This window comes from Streptomyces sp. SID5785 (genome assembly GCF_009870065.1).
Lineage (GTDB): Bacteria > Actinomycetota > Actinomycetes > Streptomycetales > Streptomycetaceae > Streptomyces.
Genome location: NZ_WWIA01000493.1, coordinates 1 through 21583 on the forward strand (window position 1 = coordinate 1; position 21583 = coordinate 21583).

Annotated in this window: 22 protein-coding genes, 1 other RNA gene and 3 pseudogenes; 10 read left to right on the forward strand and 16 right to left on the reverse strand. The window is 74.7% G+C overall.

Translation table 11 applies throughout. The features are described from left to right. Positions 1-572: pseudogene (locus GTW43_RS15800) on the reverse strand (hypothetical protein); the annotation flags it as partial. Between the two features lie 299 nt (positions 573-871). Between GTW43_RS15800 and GTW43_RS15805 the strand changes: the two are divergent. The 4 genes and pseudogenes from GTW43_RS15805 to GTW43_RS15820 form a co-directional block, all read left to right on the forward strand. After that, positions 872-1927, forward strand: coding sequence for an iron-siderophore ABC transporter substrate-binding protein (locus GTW43_RS15805; protein ID WP_161302644.1), 1056 nt, complete (start codon positions 872-874; stop codon positions 1925-1927). Between the two features lie 51 nt (positions 1928-1978). Further along, positions 1979-2854 carry a Nif3-like dinuclear metal center hexameric protein gene (locus GTW43_RS15810; RefSeq protein WP_161302646.1) on the forward strand — a complete coding sequence of 292 codons (876 nt, stop codon included), beginning with the start codon at positions 1979-1981 and terminating at the stop codon, positions 2852-2854. After that, positions 2851-3594 carry a C4-type zinc ribbon domain-containing protein gene (locus GTW43_RS15815; protein ID WP_202501486.1) on the forward strand — a complete coding sequence of 248 codons (744 nt, stop codon included), beginning with the start codon at positions 2851-2853 and terminating at the stop codon, positions 3592-3594. Before GTW43_RS15810 ends, GTW43_RS15815 begins: the two co-directional genes overlap by 4 nt. Before the next feature lie 52 nt (positions 3595-3646). Then, positions 3647-4285, forward strand: a pseudogene (locus GTW43_RS15820) (histidine phosphatase family protein); the annotation flags it as partial. 7 nt (positions 4286-4292) lie between these two features. Here the strand turns inward: GTW43_RS15820 and eda are convergent. Further along, positions 4293-4943 carry a bifunctional 4-hydroxy-2-oxoglutarate aldolase/2-dehydro-3-deoxy-phosphogluconate aldolase gene (gene eda / locus GTW43_RS15825; RefSeq protein ID WP_161302651.1) on the reverse strand — a complete coding sequence of 217 codons (651 nt, stop codon included), beginning with the start codon at positions 4941-4943 and terminating at the stop codon, positions 4293-4295. Positions 4944-5017: 74 nt separating this feature from the next. Continuing rightward, positions 5018-5800 carry a peroxide stress protein YaaA gene (gene yaaA / locus GTW43_RS15830; RefSeq protein ID WP_161302653.1) on the reverse strand — a complete coding sequence of 261 codons (783 nt, stop codon included), beginning with the start codon at positions 5798-5800 and terminating at the stop codon, positions 5018-5020. 157 nt (positions 5801-5957) lie between these two features. On the opposite strand from yaaA, the pseudogene GTW43_RS15835 reads away from it, so the two are divergent. Continuing rightward, positions 5958-7403: pseudogene (locus tag GTW43_RS15835) on the forward strand (RNB domain-containing ribonuclease). On the opposite strand, the gene GTW43_RS15840 reads toward GTW43_RS15835, so the two are convergent. Further along, positions 7354-7998, reverse strand: coding sequence for a hypothetical protein (locus GTW43_RS15840; protein ID WP_343246023.1), 645 nt, complete (start codon positions 7996-7998; stop codon positions 7354-7356). The pseudogene GTW43_RS15835 and the gene GTW43_RS15840 sit on opposite strands and share 50 nt — an antisense overlap. Further along, on the reverse strand, positions 7995-8780 hold the full coding sequence (locus GTW43_RS15845) for a MerR family transcriptional regulator (protein WP_161302655.1): 786 nt from the start codon (positions 8778-8780) through the stop codon (positions 7995-7997). Before GTW43_RS15845 ends, GTW43_RS15840 begins: the two co-directional genes overlap by 4 nt. A gap of 196 nt (positions 8781-8976) precedes the next feature. On the opposite strand from GTW43_RS15845, the gene GTW43_RS15850 reads away from it, so the two are divergent. The 3 genes from GTW43_RS15850 to rnpB all read left to right on the forward strand — a co-directional run bounded on the left by GTW43_RS15850 (position 8977) and on the right by rnpB (position 10410). Beyond that, the gene (locus GTW43_RS15850) at positions 8977-9435 is read left to right on the forward strand and encodes a DUF4260 family protein (RefSeq protein WP_202501484.1); all 459 of its coding nucleotides are present in this window, start codon (positions 8977-8979) and stop codon (positions 9433-9435) included. A 19-nt stretch (positions 9436-9454) separates the two neighbouring features. Further along, a complete protein-coding gene (locus GTW43_RS15855) occupies positions 9455-9964 on the forward strand; it encodes a TetR/AcrR family transcriptional regulator (protein WP_161302682.1) in 510 nt (169 codons plus the stop codon). Positions 9965-10002: 38 nt separating this feature from the next. Next, an RNA gene (gene rnpB / locus GTW43_RS15860) (RNase P RNA component class A) lies at positions 10003-10410 on the forward strand. 50 nt (positions 10411-10460) lie between these two features. Here rnpB and GTW43_RS15865 read toward each other — a convergent pair. The 5 genes from GTW43_RS15865 to GTW43_RS15885 form a co-directional block, all read right to left on the reverse strand. Then, positions 10461-10958 (reverse strand): hypothetical protein, encoded by a 498-nt coding sequence (locus tag GTW43_RS15865; RefSeq protein WP_161302657.1) that lies wholly within the window; start codon positions 10956-10958, stop codon positions 10461-10463. Between the two features lie 96 nt (positions 10959-11054). Next, positions 11055-11744, reverse strand: a complete 690-nt coding sequence (locus tag GTW43_RS15870; RefSeq protein ID WP_161302659.1) for a hypothetical protein — start codon at positions 11742-11744, stop codon at positions 11055-11057. Positions 11745-11937: 193 nt separating this feature from the next. Beyond that, positions 11938-12780 (reverse strand): heme ABC transporter ATP-binding protein, encoded by an 843-nt coding sequence (locus GTW43_RS15875; protein ID WP_161302661.1) that lies wholly within the window; start codon positions 12778-12780, stop codon positions 11938-11940. Then, positions 12777-13871 carry an iron ABC transporter permease gene (locus GTW43_RS15880; RefSeq protein ID WP_161302686.1) on the reverse strand — a complete coding sequence of 365 codons (1095 nt, stop codon included), beginning with the start codon at positions 13869-13871 and terminating at the stop codon, positions 12777-12779. Before GTW43_RS15880 ends, GTW43_RS15875 begins: the two co-directional genes overlap by 4 nt. 1 nt (position 13872) lies before the next feature. Beyond that, positions 13873-14901: an ABC transporter substrate-binding protein gene (locus tag GTW43_RS15885; protein WP_202501490.1), complete on the reverse strand. Its 1029-nt coding sequence runs from the start codon at positions 14899-14901 to the stop codon at positions 13873-13875. Positions 14902-15056: 155 nt separating this feature from the next. On the opposite strand from GTW43_RS15885, the gene GTW43_RS15890 reads away from it, so the two are divergent. Both GTW43_RS15890 and GTW43_RS15895 read left to right on the forward strand, forming a co-directional pair. After that, a complete protein-coding gene (locus GTW43_RS15890; RefSeq protein ID WP_161302665.1) occupies positions 15057-16502 on the forward strand; it encodes an HtaA domain-containing protein in 1446 nt (481 codons plus the stop codon). Positions 16503-16620: 118 nt separating this feature from the next. Beyond that, positions 16621-18168 carry an HtaA domain-containing protein gene (locus GTW43_RS15895; protein ID WP_161302667.1) on the forward strand — a complete coding sequence of 516 codons (1548 nt, stop codon included), beginning with the start codon at positions 16621-16623 and terminating at the stop codon, positions 18166-18168. Positions 18169-18191: 23 nt separating this feature from the next. Here the strand turns inward: GTW43_RS15895 and GTW43_RS15900 are convergent, their stop codons facing one another. The 6 genes from GTW43_RS15900 to GTW43_RS15925 all read right to left on the reverse strand — a co-directional run. Further along, positions 18192-19097 (reverse strand): glycosyltransferase, encoded by a 906-nt coding sequence (locus GTW43_RS15900; RefSeq protein WP_161302669.1) that lies wholly within the window; start codon positions 19095-19097, stop codon positions 18192-18194. A gap of 37 nt (positions 19098-19134) precedes the next feature. After that, positions 19135-19734, reverse strand: coding sequence for a GrpB family protein (locus GTW43_RS15905; protein WP_161302671.1), 600 nt, complete (start codon positions 19732-19734; stop codon positions 19135-19137). Next, positions 19731-20279 (reverse strand): MOSC domain-containing protein, encoded by a 549-nt coding sequence (locus tag GTW43_RS15910; RefSeq protein WP_161302673.1) that lies wholly within the window; start codon positions 20277-20279, stop codon positions 19731-19733. The genes GTW43_RS15905 and GTW43_RS15910 overlap by 4 nt, the downstream gene beginning before the upstream one ends. 42 nt (positions 20280-20321) lie before the next feature. Beyond that, positions 20322-20864 (reverse strand): AAA family ATPase, encoded by a 543-nt coding sequence (locus GTW43_RS15915; protein ID WP_161302675.1) that lies wholly within the window; start codon positions 20862-20864, stop codon positions 20322-20324. Further along, complete coding sequence (locus GTW43_RS15920; protein ID WP_343246024.1) at positions 20861-21178, reverse strand: MazG-like family protein; 318 nt, start codon at positions 21176-21178, stop codon at positions 20861-20863. The genes GTW43_RS15915 and GTW43_RS15920 overlap by 4 nt, the downstream gene beginning before the upstream one ends. A gap of 123 nt (positions 21179-21301) precedes the next feature. After that, on the reverse strand, positions 21302-21583 hold a 282-nt coding region (locus tag GTW43_RS15925), incomplete at its 5' end, for a DoxX family protein (RefSeq protein WP_161302679.1).

The following is a 21583-nucleotide window of genomic DNA, read 5'->3' on the forward strand; positions in this document are numbered from 1 at the left end:
ACGACGGTCTTCACCGGACCGTCCCCGCCGGCCGGCGCCCGGTCCAGGGCGAGCAGCCGCCCGGCCCGGTCCAGCCACACCCCGCCCGAACAGCGCCCCGCCACCTGCGCCACGAGCTCGGGGCCGAACTCCCCGCCCGCGACCCGCCACACGCCGGTCGCCGTGTCGCCGGGGGCGAGCGCGTACGCGCCGACGCCGTCCGGTGCGGGCGGCAGCAGGGCCAGCTCCGCGCACTCCACCGCGCCGAGCGGCAGCTCCCCGGTGCCGGGGCCGGTCGGGTAGAGGAGTGAGAAGAGGTGCCGGCCGTCGGTCCGCCGGTGGATCAGGACCCGGCCGTCGGCGAGCGGCAGCACCGAGGTGCCCGGTTCCTCCGGCTGGTTCACAGGCAGCGGCACCGCGTACGGCTCGGGGCCGTCCAGCGTCCAGCGCTCCGGGTACCAGGAAGGCGCCGCCGCGTCGCCCGGCCCGTGCGCGAGCCGCGCCGCGTACGACCCGCAGGCCGTGATCACGCATCCGGCGTGCGGCGGCTCCGGCCGGATCTCGGTCGTGGGCTCGATGGCCAAGGCCGTCATGATGCGGTCACCTCCGGTTTCTGTCCCCTCCGGTTGTCCGCAGCCGAAGCTAGTTTTCGTACGTACCTCCGTGGCACGTGCGGCCCGGCGCTTCACCCCAAAGGGTGGCGAACCCCCGAATCTCCTGAGAGCGGTGCGTCCGGTGTGCTCCCGGTGTGCCCGGGGGTGCGAAAAGGCCCCCGTGGGAGCCCTGCGGGGCGCATGTAAGGTTTGCCTTACCAAAACCTGTGGGCGTGCTGAGAGCGCGTACGTACGGCACGTACACACCGGCACCCCCGTGACAGCTGGAGTCACCCGAGATGCCCATACGCCACCACCGCACCCGGATCGCGGCCGCCGCCGTCACCGTGGCAGCCGCCCTGACCCTCACCGCCTGCGGTTCCGGCGACGACGGCGGCTCGGGCGGCAAGAACGACAACGGGGCGGGCTCCAAGGCCGTCGCCACCGGCGGCAAGGACTTCTCGAAGGCCGCGACGGAGACCGCGAAGATGGGCACGACGGCCGAGCCCGGCCAGTTCCCGCGCACCGTCACGCACGCGATGGGCCGGACCGAGCTGCCGAAGAAGCCGACCCGGGTCGTCGTCCTCGACGTCGGCGAGCTCGACAACGTCGCCTCCCTCGGCGTCCAGCCCGTCGGCTACGCCCCCACCGAGGGCGACGAGGCGATCCCGTCCTACCTGAAGAAGGAGGCGGGCCACCCCAAGAGCGTCGGCACGACCAACGCGCTCAACCTCGAGGCGATCGCCCACCTCAAGCCCGACCTCATCCTCGGCAGCGAACTGCGCGCCGCCAAGCTCTACCCGCAGCTCTCCAAGATCGCCCCCACCGTCTTCTCCATCCGCCCGGGCTTCCCGTGGAAGGAGAACTACCTCCTCAACGCGGCCGCCCTGGACCGGACCGCGCAGGCCGAGGCGAACCTCGCGGCGTACCGGAAGGACGTCGAGAAGCTCGGCGCCGACGTGAAGAAGTCCCACGGCGGCAAGGCCCCCACCGTGACGATGCTCCGCTACATGCCGGACCGCATCCGCCTCTACGCCAAGGCCTCCTTCATCGGCACGATCCTCGACGACGCCGGCATCCCGCGGCCCGCGAACCAGCGGATCGACGACCTCGCGACCGAGATCAGCACCGAGAAGATCGACTCCGCCGACGCCGACTGGATCTTCACCGGCGTCTACGGCGACGCCGACAAGACCCAGCGCGCGAGCGCCGAGAACAACCCGCTCTGGAAGAACCTCGGAGCCGTCAAGGCCGGGCACGCCAAGGACGTCCCGGACGAGACGTGGTACCTCGGCCTCGGCGTCACCGCCGCCCACGAGGTGCTCGGCGACCTCCGCGCCGACCTGGTGAAGTAGGGATCCGCCCGGGCTTGGAGCAGGGGCACGCGGCGCAGGTAACCTGTCTGCGTGCCCCGTCTGTCTGAAGTCACCGCCGCGCTCGACGCCCTCTGGCCCCCGGCCCTCGCCGAGGGATGGGACGCGGTCGGCACGGTCGCCGGTGACCCGGACGCCGAGGTCGGCCGCGTGCTGTTCGCCGTCGACCCCGTCCAGGAGATCGTCGACGAGGCGGTCGAGCTGAGTGCGGACCTCCTGGTCACCCACCACCCGCTCTACCTGCGCGGCACGACGACGGTCGCGGCCGACACCTTCAAGGGCCGCGTCGTGCACACCCTGATCCGCAACGGGATCGGGCTGCACGTCGCCCACACCAACGCCGACCGGGCCGACCCCGGCGTCTCCGACGCGCTCGCGGGCGCCCTCGACGTCCGCGTCGTACGGCCCCTCGTCCCGGACCCCACCGACCCGGCCGGCCGCCGCGGCCTCGGCCGGGTCTGCGAGCTGGAGCGCCCGGTGACCCTGCGCGAGCTCGCCGGCCGCGCCGCCGAGCGGCTCCCGGCCACCGCCCAGGGCATCCGCGTCGCCGGTGACCTCGACGCCACCGTCCGCACCCTCGCCGTCTCCGGCGGCTCCGGCGACAGCCTCTTCGCCGACGTCCGCGCGGCCGGTGTCGACGCCTTCCTCACCGCGGACCTGCGCCACCACCCGGCCAGCGAGGCCCGGGAGGCCGGGGCCGACACCGCCACGCCCCTCGCGCTGCTCGACGCGGCGCACTGGGCCACCGAGTGGCCCTGGTGCGAGCTGGCCGCCGCCCAGCTCGACGAGATCTCCGACCGTCACGGATGGGGCCTGCGGGTCCACGTCTCGGCGACGGTCACCGACCCCTGGACCGCCCACGCGGCGTCCGACCCCGCACCTCTTTCTACCTTTGGAGCCCCCAACTGAACGCCGCGCCCGCCGACCAGATCCGCCTTCTCGACGTCCAGGACCTGGACACGCGCCTGCAGCAGCTCGCGCACAAGAAGAAGTCGCTGCCCGAGCACGCCGAGATCGAGACGCTCACCAAGGACGTCACGCAGCTGCGGGACCTGCACGTCGCCGCGACGACCGAGGAGAGCGACTGCGCCCGCGAGCAGACCAAGGCCGAGCAGGACGTCGACCAGGTCCGCCAGCGTGCCGCCCGCGACCAGCAGCGCCTCGACTCCGGCGCCGTGACCTCGCCGAAGGACCTGGAGAACCTCCAGAAGGAGATCGCCTCGCTGGCCCGGCGCCAGGGTGACCTGGAGGACGTCGTCCTCGAGGTCATGGAGCGCCGCGAGTCCGCGCAGGAGCGCGTCGCCGAGCTGGGGGAGCGGCTCGCCTCCGTCCAGGCGAAGATCGACGACGCCACGTCGCGCCGTGACGAGGCCTCCGGGCAGCTCGACGCGGACTCCGCCTCGGTCGCCAAGGAGCGGGAGGTCGTCGCCGGTTCCGTCCCGGCCGACCTGCTGAAGCTGTACGACAAGCTCCGCGAGAAGGAGGGCGGCGTCGGCGCGGCCAAGCTGTTCCAGCGGCGCTGCGAGGGCTGCCGTCTCGAGCTCAACATCACGGAGCTCAACGAGGTGCGTGCCGCGGCGCCCGACGCCGTGGTCCGCTGCGAGAACTGCCGCCGGATCCTGGTGCGTACGTCCGAATCGGGGCTGTGATCCGCACCCGGTGACGGACCGCAGGGAGCCGCAGCAGCACGAACACGGTGGGCCCGACCTGTCCGCGCCCACCGTGTTCGTGCTGCTGCGGCACGGGGAGACCGCGCTGACGCCCGAGAAGCGGTTCTCGGGGTCGGGGCGTGGCGCCGACCCCGGGCTGTCGGCGCGGGGTCGCGAACAGGCGGACCGGGCCGCTCGGGCGCTGGAGGCGCGGACCCCGGCGATCGACGCGATCGTCACGTCGCCCCTGGCGCGCTGCCGCGCCACCGCCGACGCCGCCGCCACCCGCCTCGGCCTCCCGGTCTCCGTCGACGACGACCTGCGCGAGACGGACTTCGGCGCCTGGGAGGGGCTGACGTTCCGTGAGGCCGGGGAGCGGTATCCGGCGGACCTGGACGCATGGCTGGCGTCACCGTCCGCGTCCCCCACCGGTGGGGGCGAGTCCTTCGAGACGGTCACCGCACGCGTCGCGGCGGCCCGCGACCGCCTCACGGCGGCGCACCGGGGCCGCACCCTGCTCGTCGTCTCGCACGTGACGCCCGTCAAGACGCTGCTGCGCCTCGCGCTGGGCGCCCCGCCGCAGGCCCTCTACCGGTTCGAGCTGTCGGCCGCGGCGCTGTCCTCGATCGCGTACTACGCGGACGGCAACGCGACCGTCCGCGTCATGAACGACACGTCACACCTGCGGTAGGCGGGCCTCAGCCGGCGAGTGCGCTCGCCTCGCGGGCCAGTGCCTCGACGCGGCCCCAGTCCTTCGCGGCGACCGCGTCCGCGGGCAGCATCCAGCTGCCGCCCACGCAGCCGACGTTCTTCAGCGCCAGGTACGAGGGCGCCGACGCGGGCGAGATGCCGCCGGTCGGGCAGAAGCGGGCCTGCGGGAGCGGTCCCGCCAGCGACTTCAGATAGGCCGTGCCGCCCGCCGCCTCGGCCGGGAAGAACTTCATCTCCGTGACCCCGCGCTCCAGCAGCGCGACCACCTCGGAGGTCGTCGAGACGCCGGGCAGGAACGGCACGCCCGCACCCTGCATCGCGCTCAGCAGCGTGTCCGTCCAGCCGGGGCTGACGAGGAAACGGGCCCCGGCGGCCACCGAGTCGGCCACGTTCGCCGGTGTGATCACGGTGCCCGCGCCGACCACCGCGTCCGGCACGGCCTCGGCGACGGCCCGGATCGCGTCCAGCGCGGCGGGCGTGCGCAGCGTCACCTCGATCGCGGGCAGCCCGCCCGCGACGAGCGCCCGCGCGAGCGGCACCGCGTCGGCGGCGTCCTCCACGACGACGACGGGGACGACGGGGGCGAGGTCGAGGACGGACGACGAGGGCGCGGACGACGCGGTCACGGAGGAGGTCATGCGCCCATCCTGCCGCGATCGGAGCAACATGCGCAAAGCCCGTTGCGCATGCTGCAATCCGGTGGTCCGCGGTGTCAGTGGATCTCGTCCACCAGCACGTCCAGGCTCCACGCCCGCCCGGGCTTCGCGGGCCGCTCCACCTCGACCGCATGGCCGAGCTCCCGCAGCGCGTCCACCAGGTCGGCGGGCCCCGCCGGGGCGGACCCGGAGGTCAGGAGCGAGCGGACGATCCGCCCCTTGGTCGCCTTGTTGAAGTGGCTGACGACCTTGCGGGTCGGCGCGTGCAGCACCCGCACGGTCGCCGTGCGCTCCGCCAGGTCGCCCTTCGGCTTCCACGCGCTCGCGTACGCCGCCGACCGCAGATCGAGCACCAGGCCCTCGCCCGCGGCCTGCGGCAGCACCTCGGCCATCGGCGCCCGCCAGTGCGCGCCGAGCGCCCCGAGCCCGGGCAGCTTCACGCCCATCGAGCAGCGGTACGACGGAATCCGGTCCGTCACCCGCACCGCGCCCCACAGCCCGGAGAAGACCAGCAGCGAGCGCGCCGCCCGCCGCTTCGCCGCGGCGTCCAGCGAGGCCAGGTCCAGGGCGTCGTAGAGCACGCCCGTGTAGATCTCCCCGGCGGGCCGGGTGCCGGCGGTGCGCAGCTCCACGTTCTTCGCGATCTCGCCGCGCAGGCCCTCGCTCAGGCCCAGCACCTCGCGCGCCTTCTCCTCGTCGGCGGCGCACAGCTCGACCAGCTCGTCGAGCACCGCGGCCCGCGCCGTGGCGAGCCCCTGCAGACTCAGCCCCTCGGGCTTCAGCGGCGCCCCGCGTCCGGATGCGGCCTTACCCTCCGACGGCGGCAACAGCACAAGCACGGGGCACTCCTCGAACAGCGGTCGTTCAGCGGCGGTCCTACGACCGACCAGCGTACGGCCCCGGCCGGGTGGGACCCGCGCGCGTGCCCCACCCGCCGTGAGCGGCCCCCCGGCGCACGAAGAGGCGAACCCCGCGCCCCGGTCCTACGCTCGACCCATGCCCCGCCGCCATCTCCGTGTGACCGGCGCAGCGCAGGCGCCGCTCGGTGCCCTGCTGCGCGAGCTGCGAACGACGCTGGACGTGCCCGGGGAGTTCCCGGCCGAGGTCCTCGCCGAGGCCGAGCAGGCCGCCGCCGAACCGTCCGGGCTGCCCACCCGCGACGAGACCGCCGTCCCCTTCTTCACGATCGACCCGCCCACCTCGACCGACCTCGACCAGGCCATGCACCTGTCGCGGCGGCCCGGCGGCGGATTCCGGGTGCGCTACGCGATCGCGGACGTCGCCGCGTTCGTCCGGCCCGGCGGCGCCCTCGACGCCGAGGCCCACCGCCGCGTCACCACCCTCTACTTCCCCGACACGCGCGTGCCGCTGCACCCCACCGTGCTCAGCGAGGTCGCCGCCAGTCTGCTGCCCGACCAGGTCCGCCCCGCCGTCCTGTGGACCATCGATCTCGACGCGGACGGCCGCACCGAGACCACCGACGTCGTCCGCGCCCTCGTGCGCAGCCGCGCCAAGCTCGACTACGCGGGCGTGCAGCGGGCCGTCGACGACGGCAGCGCCGAGGAGCCCGTCGCCCTGCTCGCCGACATCGGCCGGCTGCGCGAGGCCCTGTAGGTCGAGCGCGGCGGCATCAGCCTCGACGTGCCCGAGCAGGAGATCGTCGCCGCCGACGGCACGTACGAGCTCGCCTACCGCGCCCCGCTGCCCGCCGACTCCTGGAACGCGCAGATCTCGCTCCTGGCCGGCATGGCGGGCGCCGACCTGATGCTCGCCGCCGGCACCGGCATCCTGCGCACACTGCCCGCCGCCCCCGACGGAGCCGTCGGCCGGCTGCGCCGCACCGCGAAGGCCCTGCACATCGACTGGCCGCACCACGTCGCCTACTCCGACCTGATCCGTTCCCTCGACCCGCACGTCCCGCACCACGCCGCGTTCCTCCAGGAGTGCACGACCCTGCTGCGCGGCGCCGGGTACACCGCGTTCGGCGACGGCGAGCTGCCCGAGCTGCGCACCCACGCCGCCGTCGCCGCGCCCTACGCGCACGTCACGGCCCCGCTGCGGCGCCTCGCCGACCGCTACGCCTGCGAACTGTGCCTCGCGGCGAGCGCCGGGCAGGCCCCGCCCGGCTGGGTCACCGAGGCGCTGCCCGGCCTGCCCAAGGAGATGGCCGAGGGCACCCGGCGCGGCAACACGGTGGAGCGCGAGAGCGTCGACCTCGTCGAGGCGGCGCTGCTCGAGCACCGCATCGGGGAGCTGTTCGACGCGTGCGTCGTGGACGTCAAGGAGCGCGAACCGGCCGTCGGCACCGTCCAGTTGACCGAACCCGCCGTCGTCGCCCGGATCGCGGGCGGCACCACCCCGCTGCCCCTCGGGGAGCGGCTGCGGGTCCGTCTCACGCAGGCTGATCCAGGCCGGGCGAAGGTGGAGTTCGCCCCTGCCTGAGCCCGTCCAGGGCCCGCACCAGACGGTCCGGGTCCTCGGCGTGCAGCCGCACCACCCCGACCTCCCGGGCGCGGCCGAGCAGGGTCAGGTGCCGGACGGGCTCGGTGAGTTCGACCGTGATGCTGGTCTGCGCGCCGACGTCCAGGTTCAGCTCCCCGTCGCACGGGGTGTGCGTGAAACGGTTCTCCCGCCGTACCGACGCGATCCGCTCCACGGGTATCCGCAGGTCCACGTGTGCGCCGCGGCGCACGTGCAGCGCCTGTGCCGTCACGACGTGCGGCCGGGTCACCGAGGCCGCGTGCAGTCCGAGCACCATCACCACGGTGTACACGTCCAGCACCATCGTCACGCGGTGCAGCGTCGGGTAGTCGCGCAGCAGCGCCCACATCCCGAACGTCTCGACGACGCAGACGAACGCGAACGCGTACATCATCACGGCCTGCCCCCGCGCGTACGCGAACGCGCGGGCGCCCGCGGGAACCCCGTGCCGGCGCCGGGTCACCCACAGCGCGAAGCTCGCGAGGATCCGCAGCTCGTGCCCCACCAGCCGCCGCGCCCGCTCCGGCAGCACCTCGCGCAGCGCGGCCCTTGTCACGGGGTACCCCTCTCCGTGGACGCCTCGGCGGCCAGCTGTACGGCGCGGCGGACGGCGGCCGCCTGCGCGGGGGAGAAGTCCCCCAGGAACGTGGTGAGCAGGGCGTCCTGCTCGGCGGAGCCGGGCACCGGCAGGTCGGGCGGCAGCCAGTCCAGCAGTGCGCGGGCGGCCGCCTCGACGGCCGCCTCGACGGCCGGGTCGTCCGGCGCCGCGTCGGCGAGCGCGTCGAGCAGGGCGTAGACCTCGCGGGCCGCGTCCGCCGCGCCGGGGGCGGCGAAGCCGGTGGTCAGGGCCGTCATGAGCGCGGCGTGGGCCTCGGGCGGCGCGGTCGCGTCGATCAGGGTCAGCATCTCGCGATCCTTCACCGCCATCGGCGAATCCATCCCGACCTCGCCCAGTCCGCGGAGAAACGCGGCAAGTTCGGCCGAAACGAGACTGTCGTCCCGCAGCGTGCCCTCCTCGGCGTCGGTGAGGAGGGCACGCAGCCGCTCCCGGCGCGCGTGGATCGCCGCTTCCTGGCGGGCCAGGTCGGTGTCCAGCTCGGTCAGCACCTCGACGAGGTCGCGTCCCGCGTCGTCCGCGAGCACGTCCCGCACCTCGGTCAGCCCGAGCCCCAGCTCGGTCAGCCGCCGGATGCGGGCCAGCTCGACGGCGTGCCGCAGCCCGTAGGCGCGGTACCCGTTGCCGAGCCGCTCGGGCTCCGGCAACAGTCCCAGGTGGTGGTAGTGCCGGACGGCCCGCGTGGTGACGCCGACGATCGCGGCCAGCTCTCCGATCCGCATGCCTCCAGTAGAAACGTTGACGTCGCGTGAGGGTCAAGCGGCGGGGTGGCCGTGGCCCCGCGGAAGGGGGCGGGAGCGAAGGGGCCTTGACGGCTAATGGTGTTAGCCGTACTGTCGTCCTCATGCCCGGCTAACGTCGTTAGCCGCGAGCGTGACGGCGGTGACGTCGCACCGCCCCACCCACCGGGAGGTCCCCATGAGCACGACCGCACCCGCACCGGCCACCGTCTCCGCGCCCGCCGCCCCCGGCTCCCGCGCCCTCGCACCGCTCGCCGCGGTGCGCCGGATCGCCTGGCTCCTGAACGCGTTCTTCTGGTCCGCCTTCGCGGTGATCGAGGGGGTCCAGCACGGCTGGGCCGCGGGGCTGTTCGCGCTCGCCTTCCTCATCGCCCCCGACCTGACGTTCCTCGTGGGGATCCGCGAAGCGCTCGGGATGGACCTGGAGAAGGGCCGGCTCCAGCCCCGGGCCGTGCCGTACTACAACACGGCGCACCGCGCCCTGATCCCGCTGGCGCTGATCGTCGCGTACGTCGTGCTGCCGCCGATGCAGTGGGCGCCGCTCTTCGCGGGCCTGTGCGCCTGGCTCGCCCACATCTCGTACGATCGCGCCCTCGGCCTCGGACTGCGGACCAAGGAGGGCTTCCAGCGTGCCTGAGACGACCAGGGAGCGGCGGCTGACCCCCCGCGCCACCGAGATCGCGGCGCAGGCCCGCGCGCTCCTCGAGGAGTCCGGCCCCGAGGCCCTCACGATGCGGGCCCTCGCCGACCGGCTCGGCATCAAGGCCCCGTCCCTCTACAAGCACTTCCCCGACAAGCAGGCGGTCGAGGCCGAACTCGTCGCGCAGATGCTCACCGAGTCGGCCGAGGCCTGCGAGGAGGCCGAGCGCACGGCCCCCGGCTCCCTGCCCGCCCTCGCCGGCGCCTACCGCGGCTGGGCCCTCGCCCACCCGCACCTCTACCGCCTCGCCACCGAGCGCCCGCTGCCCCGCCACGCCCTGCCCGAAGGCCTGGAGGACCGCGCGGCGGCGCCCCTGGTGCGGGCCTGCGGCGGCGACGCGGACCGGGCCCGGGCGGCCTGGGCGTTCACCCACGGCATGGTCGTCCTGGAGATCCACGGCCGCTTTCCGGACGGCGCCGATCTGAGCGCCGCCTGGCGCACCGGCACGGAGTCGCTCCTGCCGTAGCCGGGTCCCGCTGCGGGTAGGATGGCGCGCACGGCAGACGAGCCGGGCGGACGGCCGCGTGGGGTTCCACCAGGAACCTCCCGAGGAACGTCCGGGCTCCACAGGGCAAGGTGGTGGCTAACGGCCACCCGGGGTGACCCGCGGGACAGTGCCACAGAAAACAGACCGCCGGAGGCTTCGGCCCCCGGTAAGGGTGAAACGGTGGTGTAAGAGACCACCAGCGCCTGAGGTGACTCAGGCGGCTAGGTAAACCCCACCTGGAGCAAGGTCAAGAGGAGCCGCCTCTTCGGAGGCGACTCTGCGCGGACGACCGAGGGCTGCCCGCCCGATGTCCGCGGGTAGACCGCACGAGGCCGGTGGCAACGCCGGCCCTAGATGGATGGCCGTCACCCCGACGACCGCGAGGTCCCGGGGTACAGAACCCGGCGTACAGCCCGACTCGTCTGCCCCTTTCCGTTTTCCGTGCCCGCCGCCGGCGTGCCCGCGGCAGGCTTCCTCAGGTGTTTCCGGGGTCGGTCAGGCCCGGGATGTGGCGGCGGGACGCTGCCGCGAGGTGGTAGATCGCGGTGCGGGAGTCCTCGCGTGCCGGTTGCAGCTCGTCCTGGTCGGACGCCGAGGAGATGCGGTCGACCGCGCGCAGGGCGTCGCGGCCCGCCGCGTCCAGGGCCGGGGACGGGGTCAGCATCTCCGCGCGGAACATGGCCTCCAGGGCCGTCGCCCGCAGGCGCTGGGCCTCGCGGCGCACCTCGTGGAGCGTCTCGCCCTCGGCGAGGCGGCCCCGCTCGCGGGCGAACCAGTAGTCCATCTGTCCCCGGCGGTAGTTGGCCAGCGCGCCCGCGAACGTGCCGTACGCCTCGACCCGTTCCTGCCGCAGGCGCTCGCCACGCGTGAAGCGCTCGGTGTGCAGGGCGGTGCGGCGCTGGAAGAGGTGGGTCAGCAGTGATCCGAGCAAGGTGCCGAGGACCGCGATCAGGCTGGTGGCGACGACTTCCATGGAGGCTCCGTGGTGACTCGGCCAGGCGGCCGGAAGCCGGCTGCACGGGGCGGGGGTCTGATGCTGTGGGCAGGTCCGTGGGCGGCGGGGGCCGGTTCAGTCGTCCCAGGCCGCGGGGGCGGGGCCGAACGCGCGGCGGCCCGCCCTGACGGCCAGGGCGGCGAGGGCCGCGTTGGCGCCGCCGCCGATCACCGCGCCGATCCCGAACGGTGCCACCCGGCCGAGCACGACGATGCCCTGCTTCGTCCCGTACTTCGTGATGAAGTTCCGCCCGAGGACCTTGTTGATCTGACGCAGCGTCTCGACCGGCACCTTGGCGACGACCTGGCGTCCCCAGTGCTGTCCCGTGCGTTCGGCGACCTTCGTGATCGTGGTGGAGCCGCTCCCGCCGAGCATGATCCCCATCACGAGCGTCCGGCGGCGCTCGAGTTCGTCCAGCGGGACCCCGTGGATCTCGGCGACCGACAGGGCGAACAGGGCGGTCAGTTCGAGGGACGACAGCGTCTCGCCGGCCGACAGGGCCAGGGCGACACCGGTCCCGACGCCGGGTGCGGCCGCGGTCCCTCCCACGGCGGCGCCCGTACCGGTCAGGGTGCCGACGTACATCCGCTCCAGCGTGCGCACGACCTGGGCGGGGGTCGCCTCCGGGTTCCGCTGCCGGGCCCGGGCGATGTTCTTGCGCACGAGGGGGCTCTGCGCGCCGATCGCCCGGTCCAGGAGGCCGAGGACGCGGTGTCCACGGTCGTCCGCCTCCGGAACCGGTCCGTCGAGGGCGTCTGCCGGCATGGGCTGGCCTCCTTGGCGCGTCGCTGCGGTCCCGGCGGATTCTTCCATCCGGGACGTCGCGCCCGGAGCCTTTTCGCGGCGTCCCCGTCCCGGAGTGCGGGGCCCAACTCGCCTGCGGGGAGCGGTTGTCGGCGGTTGTCGGGCGTGCCGCCCGGCGGTCGTGCGAGCGGGCGGCGGTGGATCCCGGGCAGGCTCAGCGGCGCACCGGCACCACCATCGGCGCCCCCGTCCCCGGATGCGGGAAGACCTCGACGGGGTGCTGGTAGACCTTCGTCAGGAGGTCCGCGGTGAAGACCTCGGCGGGTGGGCCCGTCGCCGTGAGGCGGCCGTCGTGGAGGATCGCGGCGCGGTCCGCGTGGGCCGCGGCCAGGCCCAGGTCGTGGAGGACGGCGACGACCGCGTCGCCCGCCGCGGCGCGCTCGCGGCAGACGCGCAGGACGAGTTCCTGGTGGCGCAGGTCGAGCGCGGCGGTGGGTTCGTCGAGGAGGAGGAGCTGGGCGGACTGGGCCAGGACGCGGGCCAGGGCGACGCGGGCCTGTTCGCCGCCGGACAGGGCGGAGAAGGGGCGGTCCGCGAAGGGGGTGGTGTCCGTCGCGGCGAGGGCGTTCGCGACCTCCTCCTCGTCCCGGGCCTCGGCCGGGGTGCCCGCCCACGGGGCCCGGCCCATCCGGACGACCTCGCCCGCGGGGAACGGGAACGCGAGCGTCGCGGACTGCGGCAGCAGGGCCCGGTGCAGGGCCAGTTCGGCCGGCGGCCAGGACGCCGCCGGGCGGCCCGCGATCAGCACGGTGCCGGAGGCCGGGGCCTCGTCCCCCGCGAGGGCCGACAACAGGGTGGACTTTCCCGCCCCGTTGGGGCCCACCAGGACCAGCACCTCGCCGGCCCGGACCGTGAGGTCGACGCCGGACAGGACCGGGCGCCCGCCGCGTTCGAGGCACAGGCCGCGGGCCTCGGCGACGGTCTCGCCCGGGGCGCTGCGGGCGGGCGGTGTCCGGCGGTGCGGGCGGCGGAGCAGGGCGGGGAGCGCGCGGGTCATGCCCAGCCTCCTTGCTTGCGGCGGGTGCGGCGCAGCAGCCAGAAGAAGAACGGGCTGCCGGTGAGGGCGGTGAGGACGCCGATGGGGAGTTCGGCGGGGGCGGCGAGGGTGCGGGCGGCGAGGTCGGCGCCGACCAGGACGACGGCGCCGCCGAGCGCGCTGCCGGGGACGAGGAAGCGGTGGCCGGGCCCGGCGAGCATCCGCAGCAGGTGCGGGACGACCAGGCCGACGAAGCCGATGACGCCGGAGACCGCGACGGCGGCCGCGGTGAGCAGGGCGATGACGAGGATGAGCGTGACGCGGAGCTTCTCGACGTCCACGCCCAGGTGGCGGGCGGGGCGTTCGCCGAGGGCGAGCAGGTCGAGCCGGCGGGAGAAGAACGGGGCGAGCAGCAGGCCGGCGGCCGCGCAGGGCAGGACGGCGAGGACCTTGGGCCAGGTGGCCTGGGCGAGCGAGCCGAGCTGCCAGAAGGTGATCTGGTTGACGGCGGCGGCGTCCGCGTAGGTGAGGAACAGGCCGATGAGGGCGCCCGCGAAGGCGTTCACGGCGATGCCGGTGAGGATGAGGGTGATGACCTCGGTGCGGCCGCCCGCCCGTGACATGACGTAGACGACGAGGACGGTGGCGAGGCCCGCGGCGAACGCGAAGACCGTGATCGTCCACGTGCCGAGGAAGTTCAGGCCGAGCGCGATGCAGGCGACGGCGCCGACGGCCGCGCCCGAGGAGACGCCGATGACGCCCGGTTCGGCGAGCGGGTTGCCGAACACGCCCTGCATGAGGGCGCCCGCGCAGCCCAGCGAGGCGCCGACGAGGAGCGCGAGGGCGACGCGCGGCAGCCGTACGTTCCACAGGACGGACTCGCCGACCCGGTCCAGGGCGTGGCCGCCGAGACCGGTCCGGTGCTGGACGGAGGCGAGGATGTCCCCGGGCGCGAGGTCGTAGGCGCCGAGCCCCGCGGACAGCAGCGCCAGCAGGAGCAGGGCCGCGGTCAGGAACACGGTCAGCAGCCAGGTGCGGCTGCGGGGGCGGCGCGTGCCGGGTGCGGGACCGGGCGGCGCGGTCCGCCGCGGGGGAGTGGCCGTCGCCGTCACGTCAGGCACCGCCCTTCGCGTACAGCTGGCTGACGACCGAGCGGAGCACCTGGTCCGTGCGCGGCCCGTAGTTGAGCAGGACGCCGTCCTCGACGGAGACGACGCGGCGGTCGACCCCGGCCGGGGTCTGTGCGACGCCGGGGATCTTCACGAGGCCGTCGACGCCGCCGACCGAGGCGAGGCCCTTCGTCATGACGAGGATCGCGTCGGGCGCGGCCTTGGCGAGGGCCTCGGTGGTGATGGCGGTGAAGTCCTTCTTCAGGCCCGACGCGGCGCCCGCGTCGACGCCGCCCGCCGCCTCGATCAGCGACGTGGCACCGGACCGCGCGCCGCCGAGCAGGTAGACGGAGGCCGACCCGCGTACATAGAGGAAGGCGACCCGGGGCCGGTCCCGATGGTCCGGCACGTCGTCCCGTACGGCGTCGATCCGCTGCTCGGAGCGTTCGGCCAACGTCCGTCCGGCGGCCGGGACCCCGAGGGTGCGCGCCACGGCGCCGATGCGGGTGGCGACGTCGTCGAGGCCGGTGGCGGGAGCGATCACGACGACGGGGATCCCGGCGTCGCGCAGCTGCTTCATCGCCTCGGCCGGGCCCGAGGTGCTCTCGGCGAGCACCAGGTCGGGGTGGAGGGACAGCACGCTCTCGGCGGACACGTCGTGGTTGCGGGTGACGACGGGGAGCTTCGCGGCCTGCGCGAACGTGGCCGTGATGTCGCGGGCCACGACCCGCTTCCCGAGGCCGAGCGTGAACACGATCTCGCTCAGGCTGCCGGAGAGCGGCACGATCCGGTCGGCCTTGCGGACGGTCACCTCGTGCCCGTCGGCCGACGCGACGGTCGCGGGCAGGTGCGGGGTGGGTGCCGGGGTGAGCGGGTCGACCCGGTCGGCGGTGGCCGCGGCCTTCGCCGAGGTCTTCCGCGCGCCGTCCTGTGCGGTGCCGCCGCTCCCGCAGGCGGTGGCGACGAGCGCGAGGAGCAGGGCCAGGGCCAGTGCCCGGAGCCGGCGCGCGCGGTCAAGTGCCGGGCGTGGCAGGCCCGTTCGTCGGGGGGAGCGCGCGGGGGCGGCTGGCGTCGGCACGCGGACACCGTCCTGTCGTGGTGGAAGGGGCTGTTGGCAGAAGCGAGCATAGTTTAGGTTAGCCTTACCTAAGTCGCCAGGGTCTGGTGACGGACACCGGAGGAACCGCCATGCCCCGACGCGCACGAGCACGTACGCCCCTACGCGTCCTCGCCCTCGCCCTGTTCACGACGCTGCTCGGCGCCCTGCTCCCCGTCGCGGGCGCGCAAGCCGCCGCACGCACCGTGCAGGGCGGCCGGCTCGACTGGGGCCTGAAATCCTCGTTCCAGAGCTACATCACCGGGCCCATAGCCCAGGGGAGTTACACCCTGACCGGGGGCGCGGCGACCGTCGGCACCGGCGGGTTCCGCTTCCACTCGGCCACCGGGACGTACGACGGGGCGAGCGGCGCCTTCACCGCGTCGTTCTCCGGCGGCGTCCACTTCGTCGGGCACCGGAAGTCCGACGGGACGTACGAGCTCGACATGACGGTCAGCCGCCCCACCGTCCGCGTCGCGGGCGGCACCGGCACGCTGTACGTCGATGTCGTCAGCCGGGCGAAGGGCACCGGGACGGTCACGTCGTCCCGTCAGGTGCCCTTCGCCACGCTGGCCGTCGGCGGCATCGACATGAAGGGCGACGGCGACGCGGTCACCCTGAACAACCTCCCCGCGACCCTCACCGCCCAGGGCGCGAAGTCCTTCGCCGGGTACTACACGGCCGGCACCGCGCTCGACCCCGTCAGCCTCTCCGCGGACGTCGCCCCGAAGCGGGCGGCGACCGGCACCCCCGGCACGACCGGGTCGAAGAAGCCGGGGAAGCCGGAGAAGGACGCGGACAAGGGCAAGGGCGACGGAACGATCCGGGACGGGGCCGTCGACTGGGGCGTGCGGCGCACGTTCCGGGAGTACGTCACCGGCGACATCGCCCGCGGCACGTGGAAGCTCTCCGACGGGGCCCGGGACGGCGGCGCGCTGTTCCGCTTCCCCGCCGGCACGGGCGCCTACGACCGCGCGAAGGGCACGCTGGACGCCCGGTTCACCGGCTCGGTCCGGTTCACCGGGAAACACGGGCTCGACCTGACCCTCGCGCACCCCACCGTCACCGTCGCCGACGGCACCGGCACACTGCGGGCCGACGTCACCCGGGCCGGGGCGCGCACCACGAAGAACACCGCGCTCGTGACGTTCACCGCGAAGGGGTCACTCGCCGCGCGGGACGGACTCGTCCGGATCGACGAGGCACCGGCGCGGCTCACCGCCGACGGGGCCGAGGCCTTCGGCGGGATGTACCGGGCCGGGGCCGCCATGGACCCCGTCTCGGTGGCGGTCGCGGTCGCCGCCGACGTCACGCTGCCGCCCCTGCCCGACCTCGGCAGCGACGTGTCCGCCACCCCCTCGGCGAAGCCCTCCGCGTCCGTCGCGGCCGGTGCCGCCCCCGTCAGCTCCGCCGGATCCGGGGGGAGTCCGGCCGGGCTCCGGTGGGGGCTCGGGGCCGGCGCGGTCGTGCTCGCCGGCGGGGCGGCCGCCCTGGTCGTCCGCTCTCGGAGGCGCTCCGGTGCCACGTCCGACAGCTGAGCGGACACCGCAGCCCACCCGGCTCGACCGGTGCCCCGCGCCGCCCGCACGGGGACGGTTCCCGCCCCGCTTCCCCCGTTCCTCTCATCGGATCTCTCATCGACTCAGGAGAATCACCATGTCACTCGTCAGACACCCGATAGCCCTCGCCGCCGCCACCGGTGTGGTCGTCGCCGCCGGGGCCGGCGTGCTGGCCCTGCCCGCGTCCGCCGCCGGGAAGCCCGCGGTGATCGAGCTGGAGAACGGGACGCTCGACTGGGGGATCAAGCAGTCGTTCCGCTCGTACGTCACCGGCATCGCCCTCGGCACGATCGAGGCGACCGACGGGGCCCGACAGGCCGCGGACAACGGCGTGTTCACGTTCTCCGACGGCACCGGCAGCTACGACACCGCCACCCACGGCACGGACACCGCCTTCCGCGGCGCCGTCCGCTTCGCCTCGAAGGCGCACGGGTTCGACATCTCGATCAGCGACGTCAAGGTCGTCACCGAGGGGACGTCCGGGCACATCGACGCCGACGTCACCCTGAACGGCACGACGCAGGACGACATCGCGTTCGCCACGCTCGACCTGTCCGCGGTCGAGCCCGGCCAGGGCGCGGGCGGTGCCATGACCTTCAAGGACATCCCGGCGACGCTCACCGCCGACGGCGCCGAGGCCTTCAACGGCATGTACGCGGAAGGCACCGCCCTCGACCCGGCGACCCTGAGCGTCACCCCGGCCGCCGGCTCGCCCGAGCCGGAGCCCTCGGCCACCGATCCGTCCGACCCCTCCGGCTCGCCCGAGCCGACGCCGAGCACCGAACCGACCCGGAAGCCGACCGAGCCCGCCGGGTCCACGGAGCCGACGCCGTCCACGAAGCCCTCCGACGCCGCGACCGACGCCGCGGCCGTCTCCGGCGACCTCGCCGACGGCACCCTGGACTGGGGCGTCAAGGAGTCCTTCCGTACGTACATCACCGGCCCGATCGCGGGCGGCAAGGTCGAACTGGGCGGCGGCGCCACGCAGAACGGCGCCGTCTACCGCTTCGGGGACGCGAGCGGCAGCTACGACGCCGACGCCAAGTCCCTCGACGCGAAGTTCGCCGGCTCGGTCCGCTTCCTCGGCCACAAGGAGGACGGCGCCTACGCCCTGGACCTGAAGTTCAGCGACCTGCACGTGACCGCGGCCCAGGGCGGCAGCGGCCGGCTCGTCGCCGACGTGTCCAGCAAGGACCGCGAGAGCGGCAAGGTCTCCACGTACGACGACCTGACCGTCGCCACGCTGAAGGCCGGCGCAGGGGACCTCGTGGCGAAGGACGACGTCGTCACGCTCGACGGCGCCGCCGCCACGCTCACCGCCGACGGGGCCAAGGCCTTCGGCGGCTTCTACCAGGCGGGCGCCGCCCTCGACCCGGTCACCGTCGCGGTCTCCCTCGACGAGAACGCCGAGCTGCCCGGCGGCACCTCCGCAGGGGGCGACGGCGGCACGTCCGGCGGCACGTCGGGCGGCGGGTCCACGACCGGCGGCACCGGCTCGACCACCGGCGGCACCGGCACCACCGCACTCGCCTCCACCGGCACCGACCTCCCGGCGGGTCCGCTCGCCGCGGCCGCCGCCCTGGTCGTCGTGGCCGGCGCGGGCACCGTGTACGGCGTGCGCAGGCGGCGTCCTCAGCAGGGCTGAGCCCACGCGGCCCGGGGCGTCCGTCAGATCAGCGGCGGGCGCCCCAGCCGCGTCATGCGCCACACCGTGCGCCAGCGCATCGGGCGCCGCTCACCGGCCGGGCTGCGCACGCCCTCCAGGAAGCCGCCCGCCCACGCGCGCAGCCCGCCCAGCGACCTGGTGCGGGCCAGCGTGAGCAGCGTCCAGGTCCCCAGGTAGACCGGGACCAGGGCGAGCGGGAGGCGGCGGCGGGCCAGCCAGACGCGGTTGCGGGCCGTCATCCGGTAGTAGACCGCGTGCCGGGCCGGGGAGGTCTTGGGGTGCTGGAGCAGCAGCGACGGCTCGTACAGGACCTTCCAGCCCGCGTCGAGCGCCCGCCACGCCAGGTCCGTCTCCTCGTGCGTGAAGAAGAAGTCGGCGGGCCAGTCGCCGGTCTCGGCGAGCATCTCCATCGAGAACGCGTGCCCGCCGCCGAGGAACGAGGTCACCAGACCGCGCCGCATCGGGTCCTTCGCGCGCAGCCGCGGCACGTGGCGGCGCTGCGTCTCGCCGTGCTCGTCGGCGATCCGGAAGCCGACGATGCCGAGCCGCGGGTCGGACGCGTACAGCTCCTGAACGGTGCCGAAGACGTCCGCGTCGACGAGGAGGCCGTCGTCGTCCAGCTCGACGGCCACGTCCACGTCGCCGAACGCGCGCAGCCGGGCCAGTGCCACGTTCCGGCCGCCGGGGCAGCCCAGGTTGTCGTCCAGCTCGACCGTCGTGACCTCGAACGGGCGGTCGTCGTAGGCGGGCAGCACCGTGCCGTTGCCGACGAGGACGACGCGGGTGGGCGCCACGCCCTGCTTGGCGACCGATTCGAGAAGGGCGTCCACGTCCGCCGGGCGGTTGCCCATGGTGACGATGGCCACGCCCAGGCGGGGCGGTTCGGTGGTGCGGCGCCTGTCAGTCATGGCGGCGATGGTAGCCGTTCACCTGGTGGCCGCCTTCTCACGCGTGCGGGCGCCAGCCCGTCTCCGCCGCCCACTGCTCCGCGACGACCACGACGAGGTCCACGACGGGGTCCTTCACGTCGGCGTACGTGCCCGTGTCCGGGACGACACCGGCCAGTGCGTGCTTGAAGCCCGCGTACGCGGGCACCGCCTGCGGCGTCGCGCGCAGCCAGTCGCGGAACAGCAGCGCCAGCCGCTCGTTCGGCGAACCCGCCCTGCGCACATGGAGGTTGACCCGCGCGGTCCCGGCCGTGCGCCGCTTCCAGTAGCGCTTGACCCAGTCCGCCGGGTCCTCGCCGTCCCGCCCGGCCGGCACGTGGTCGCGCCGCAGCGCGGGAAGGTGCGTGAAGCCGAGCGCGGCCAGCGGCCCGCCGAACGCCTCCGCCGCGGCGTCCAGGTCCCCGACACTCACCTGCACGTCGAGGATGTCCTTCGCGGCCATGCCGGGCACCGCGGTGGAGCCGATGTGGTCGACGTGCAGGGCGGCGGGGCCGAGCGCGGACCGCAGTGCGGCGCACAACGCGGGGCCGTCCGCAGCCCACGTGGGGTCGTACGGGACGACGACCGGACGCTCCGTCGCGGCGGCCGGCCCGCTCACACCGGAGCCAGGGGCCGGTGCGGTGCGGCGGGCAGCTCGACGCGGACCGGGTCGCCGGGGCGCACGACACCGCCTTCGCGGACCACGCTCATGATCCCCGCCCTGCGGACCACGGCACCGGTGTCCGGGTCGCGGCCCACGACCTGCCGCAGCAGACCGTCCTGGAACGCGTCGATCTGGAGGCACGGGTTGCGCAGCCCGGTGACCTCGACGACGGCGCCGTCCCCGCCGAGGTGCAGCAGGGTGCCCGCGGGCAGGGCGAGCAGGTCGACGCCGCGCGTCGTCACGTTCTCGCCGAGGTCTCCGGGGTGGACGGCGAAGCCCTCGCCCGCCACCTCGTCGAAGAGCTCCTCGTGCATCAGGTGGACCTGCCGCAGGTTCGGCTGCGAGGGGTCCCTGGCCACCCGGGAGCGGTGCTTGACCGTGACTCCCGCGTGCACGTCGCCCTCGACACCGAGCCCCGCGAGCAGCGTGATGCTGTCGCGGCGCGGCTTGGTGAACGAGTAGGCGCCGTTGCTGCCGACGGCCGTGACGACCCCGTGCATGCTGCCCCCTGCCCTGTGTCCGTGCGGTGTCCCCCCGGCACCCTAACCCCGCGCCGCCTGCGTCTCCCCGGGCCGCAGCAGGTCCCCGGCGATCCACCGGGCGACCTCCGCGGCGGGCCGGCCGGTCGTCGGCACGACCGTCGCGCGGCCCGACAGCCAGGCGTCGAAGGCGCGGGCGTAGGGCTCGACGTGGTCCAGGCGCCAGGCCCGGATCTCCTCGGTGTCGCCGAGGATCCGCGCGCGCAGCGTCGCCGGATCGGTGTGCAGCACGTAGTGGCGCACGGGAACACCGGCCGCGGCGAAACCTGCGGCGAGCTCGTCCCAGTACTGCTCGACGAGCACGGTCTGCGGGATCACGAGGGTGCCGCCGACGAAGGCGAGCACGTCCCGGGCGGTCGCGACGGTCAGGCTCCGCCAGGGCGTCCACTCCTGGAAGTCGTCGTGCGGCACGTCGTCCAGCACGTGGCGCAGCATGAACCCGACGTACTCGGAGTCGAAGATCCGGGCGCCGGGCAGCAGCGCCGTCAGTTCCCCGGCGGTCGTGGTCTTGCCCGCCCCGAACGTCCCGTTCAGCCAGACGATCACGGCCGCGCCCCCGGACCGTCGACCGTGCGGCCCGCCCGTTCGGCCAGGGCCGCGACGTGGGCGGAGAGCGCCGCACGGGGGTCGGGCGTGAGGGTGCCGAGGGCGACCAGGGCCGTCACGACCACGTCGCACAGCTCCGCCTCGACGTCCTGCCAGGTGTGGCTGACGCCCTTGCGCGGGTTCTGGCCGATCGCGCCGATCACCGCCTCGGCGACCTCGCCGGCCTCCTCCGAGATCTTCAGGATCCGCAGCAGCAGCGCCTCGCGCGGCGGCTGCCGGTTGCTGTCGTCCAGCCAGGTCCGCAGGGCGTCGATCGTGGCCCAGAGCCGGTCGTCGTCGCCCGTCGTGGCGCGGCCGCGCCGCGTGTCGCCGCCGCTCGTCGCTTCCCCGTCGCCCGTCACGGGGACGAGCGTACGGGCCGGGCGGGCGGCGCGGGGTCACTCCTCCTCGGCGGAGTCGCCCACCCGCCTGTTGCGCGAGCCGACCACGGCGAGGGCCGCCGCACCGGCGCCGGCCAGCGCCGCCGGCACCATCCAGTGCCGGTCGAGGACGTGCCCGAGCGCGTGGTCGAGGGAGTAGCGGCCCGCGCCGGTCACGGCGAGGCCCGCCGCGACGAAGCCGAGGAACGCCGGGTACTCGTAGCCGCCGCCCATCGCGAAGAACCCGTTCGGCGCGTGCACCGCGGCCGCGCCCGCCATGGTGCCCGCGGCGGCCGCGCC

Bases quoted from the DNA above. Each gene is read 5' to 3' on its own strand.
- GTW43_RS15865 (WP_161302657.1), bottom strand. From the start codon at position 10,958: ATGGAAGTCGTCGCCACCAGCCTGATCGCGGTCCTCGGCACCTTGCTC.
- GTW43_RS15890 (WP_161302665.1), top strand. From the start codon at position 15,057: ATGCCCCGACGCGCACGAGCACGTACGCCCCTACGCGTCCTCGCCCTC.
- GTW43_RS15895 (WP_161302667.1), top strand. From the start codon at position 16,621: ATGTCACTCGTCAGACACCCGATAGCCCTCGCCGCCGCCACCGGTGTG.
- GTW43_RS15870 (WP_161302659.1), bottom strand. From the start codon at position 11,744: ATGCCGGCAGACGCCCTCGACGGACCGGTTCCGGAGGCGGACGACCGT.
- GTW43_RS15910 (WP_161302673.1), bottom strand. From the start codon at position 20,279: ATGCACGGGGTCGTCACGGCCGTCGGCAGCAACGGCGCCTACTCGTTC.
- GTW43_RS15845 (WP_161302655.1), bottom strand. From the start codon at position 8,780: ATGCGGATCGGAGAGCTGGCCGCGATCGTCGGCGTCACCACGCGGGCC.
- GTW43_RS15875 (WP_161302661.1), bottom strand. From the start codon at position 12,780: ATGACCCGCGCGCTCCCCGCCCTGCTCCGCCGCCCGCACCGCCGGACA.
- eda (WP_161302651.1), bottom strand. From the start codon at position 4,943: ATGACCTCCTCCGTGACCGCGTCGTCCGCGCCCTCGTCGTCCGTCCTC.
- GTW43_RS15805 (WP_161302644.1), top strand. From the start codon at position 872: ATGCCCATACGCCACCACCGCACCCGGATCGCGGCCGCCGCCGTCACC.
- GTW43_RS15900 (WP_161302669.1), bottom strand. From the start codon at position 19,097: ATGACTGACAGGCGCCGCACCACCGAACCGCCCCGCCTGGGCGTGGCC.
- GTW43_RS15850 (WP_202501484.1), top strand. From the start codon at position 8,977: ATGAGCACGACCGCACCCGCACCGGCCACCGTCTCCGCGCCCGCCGCC.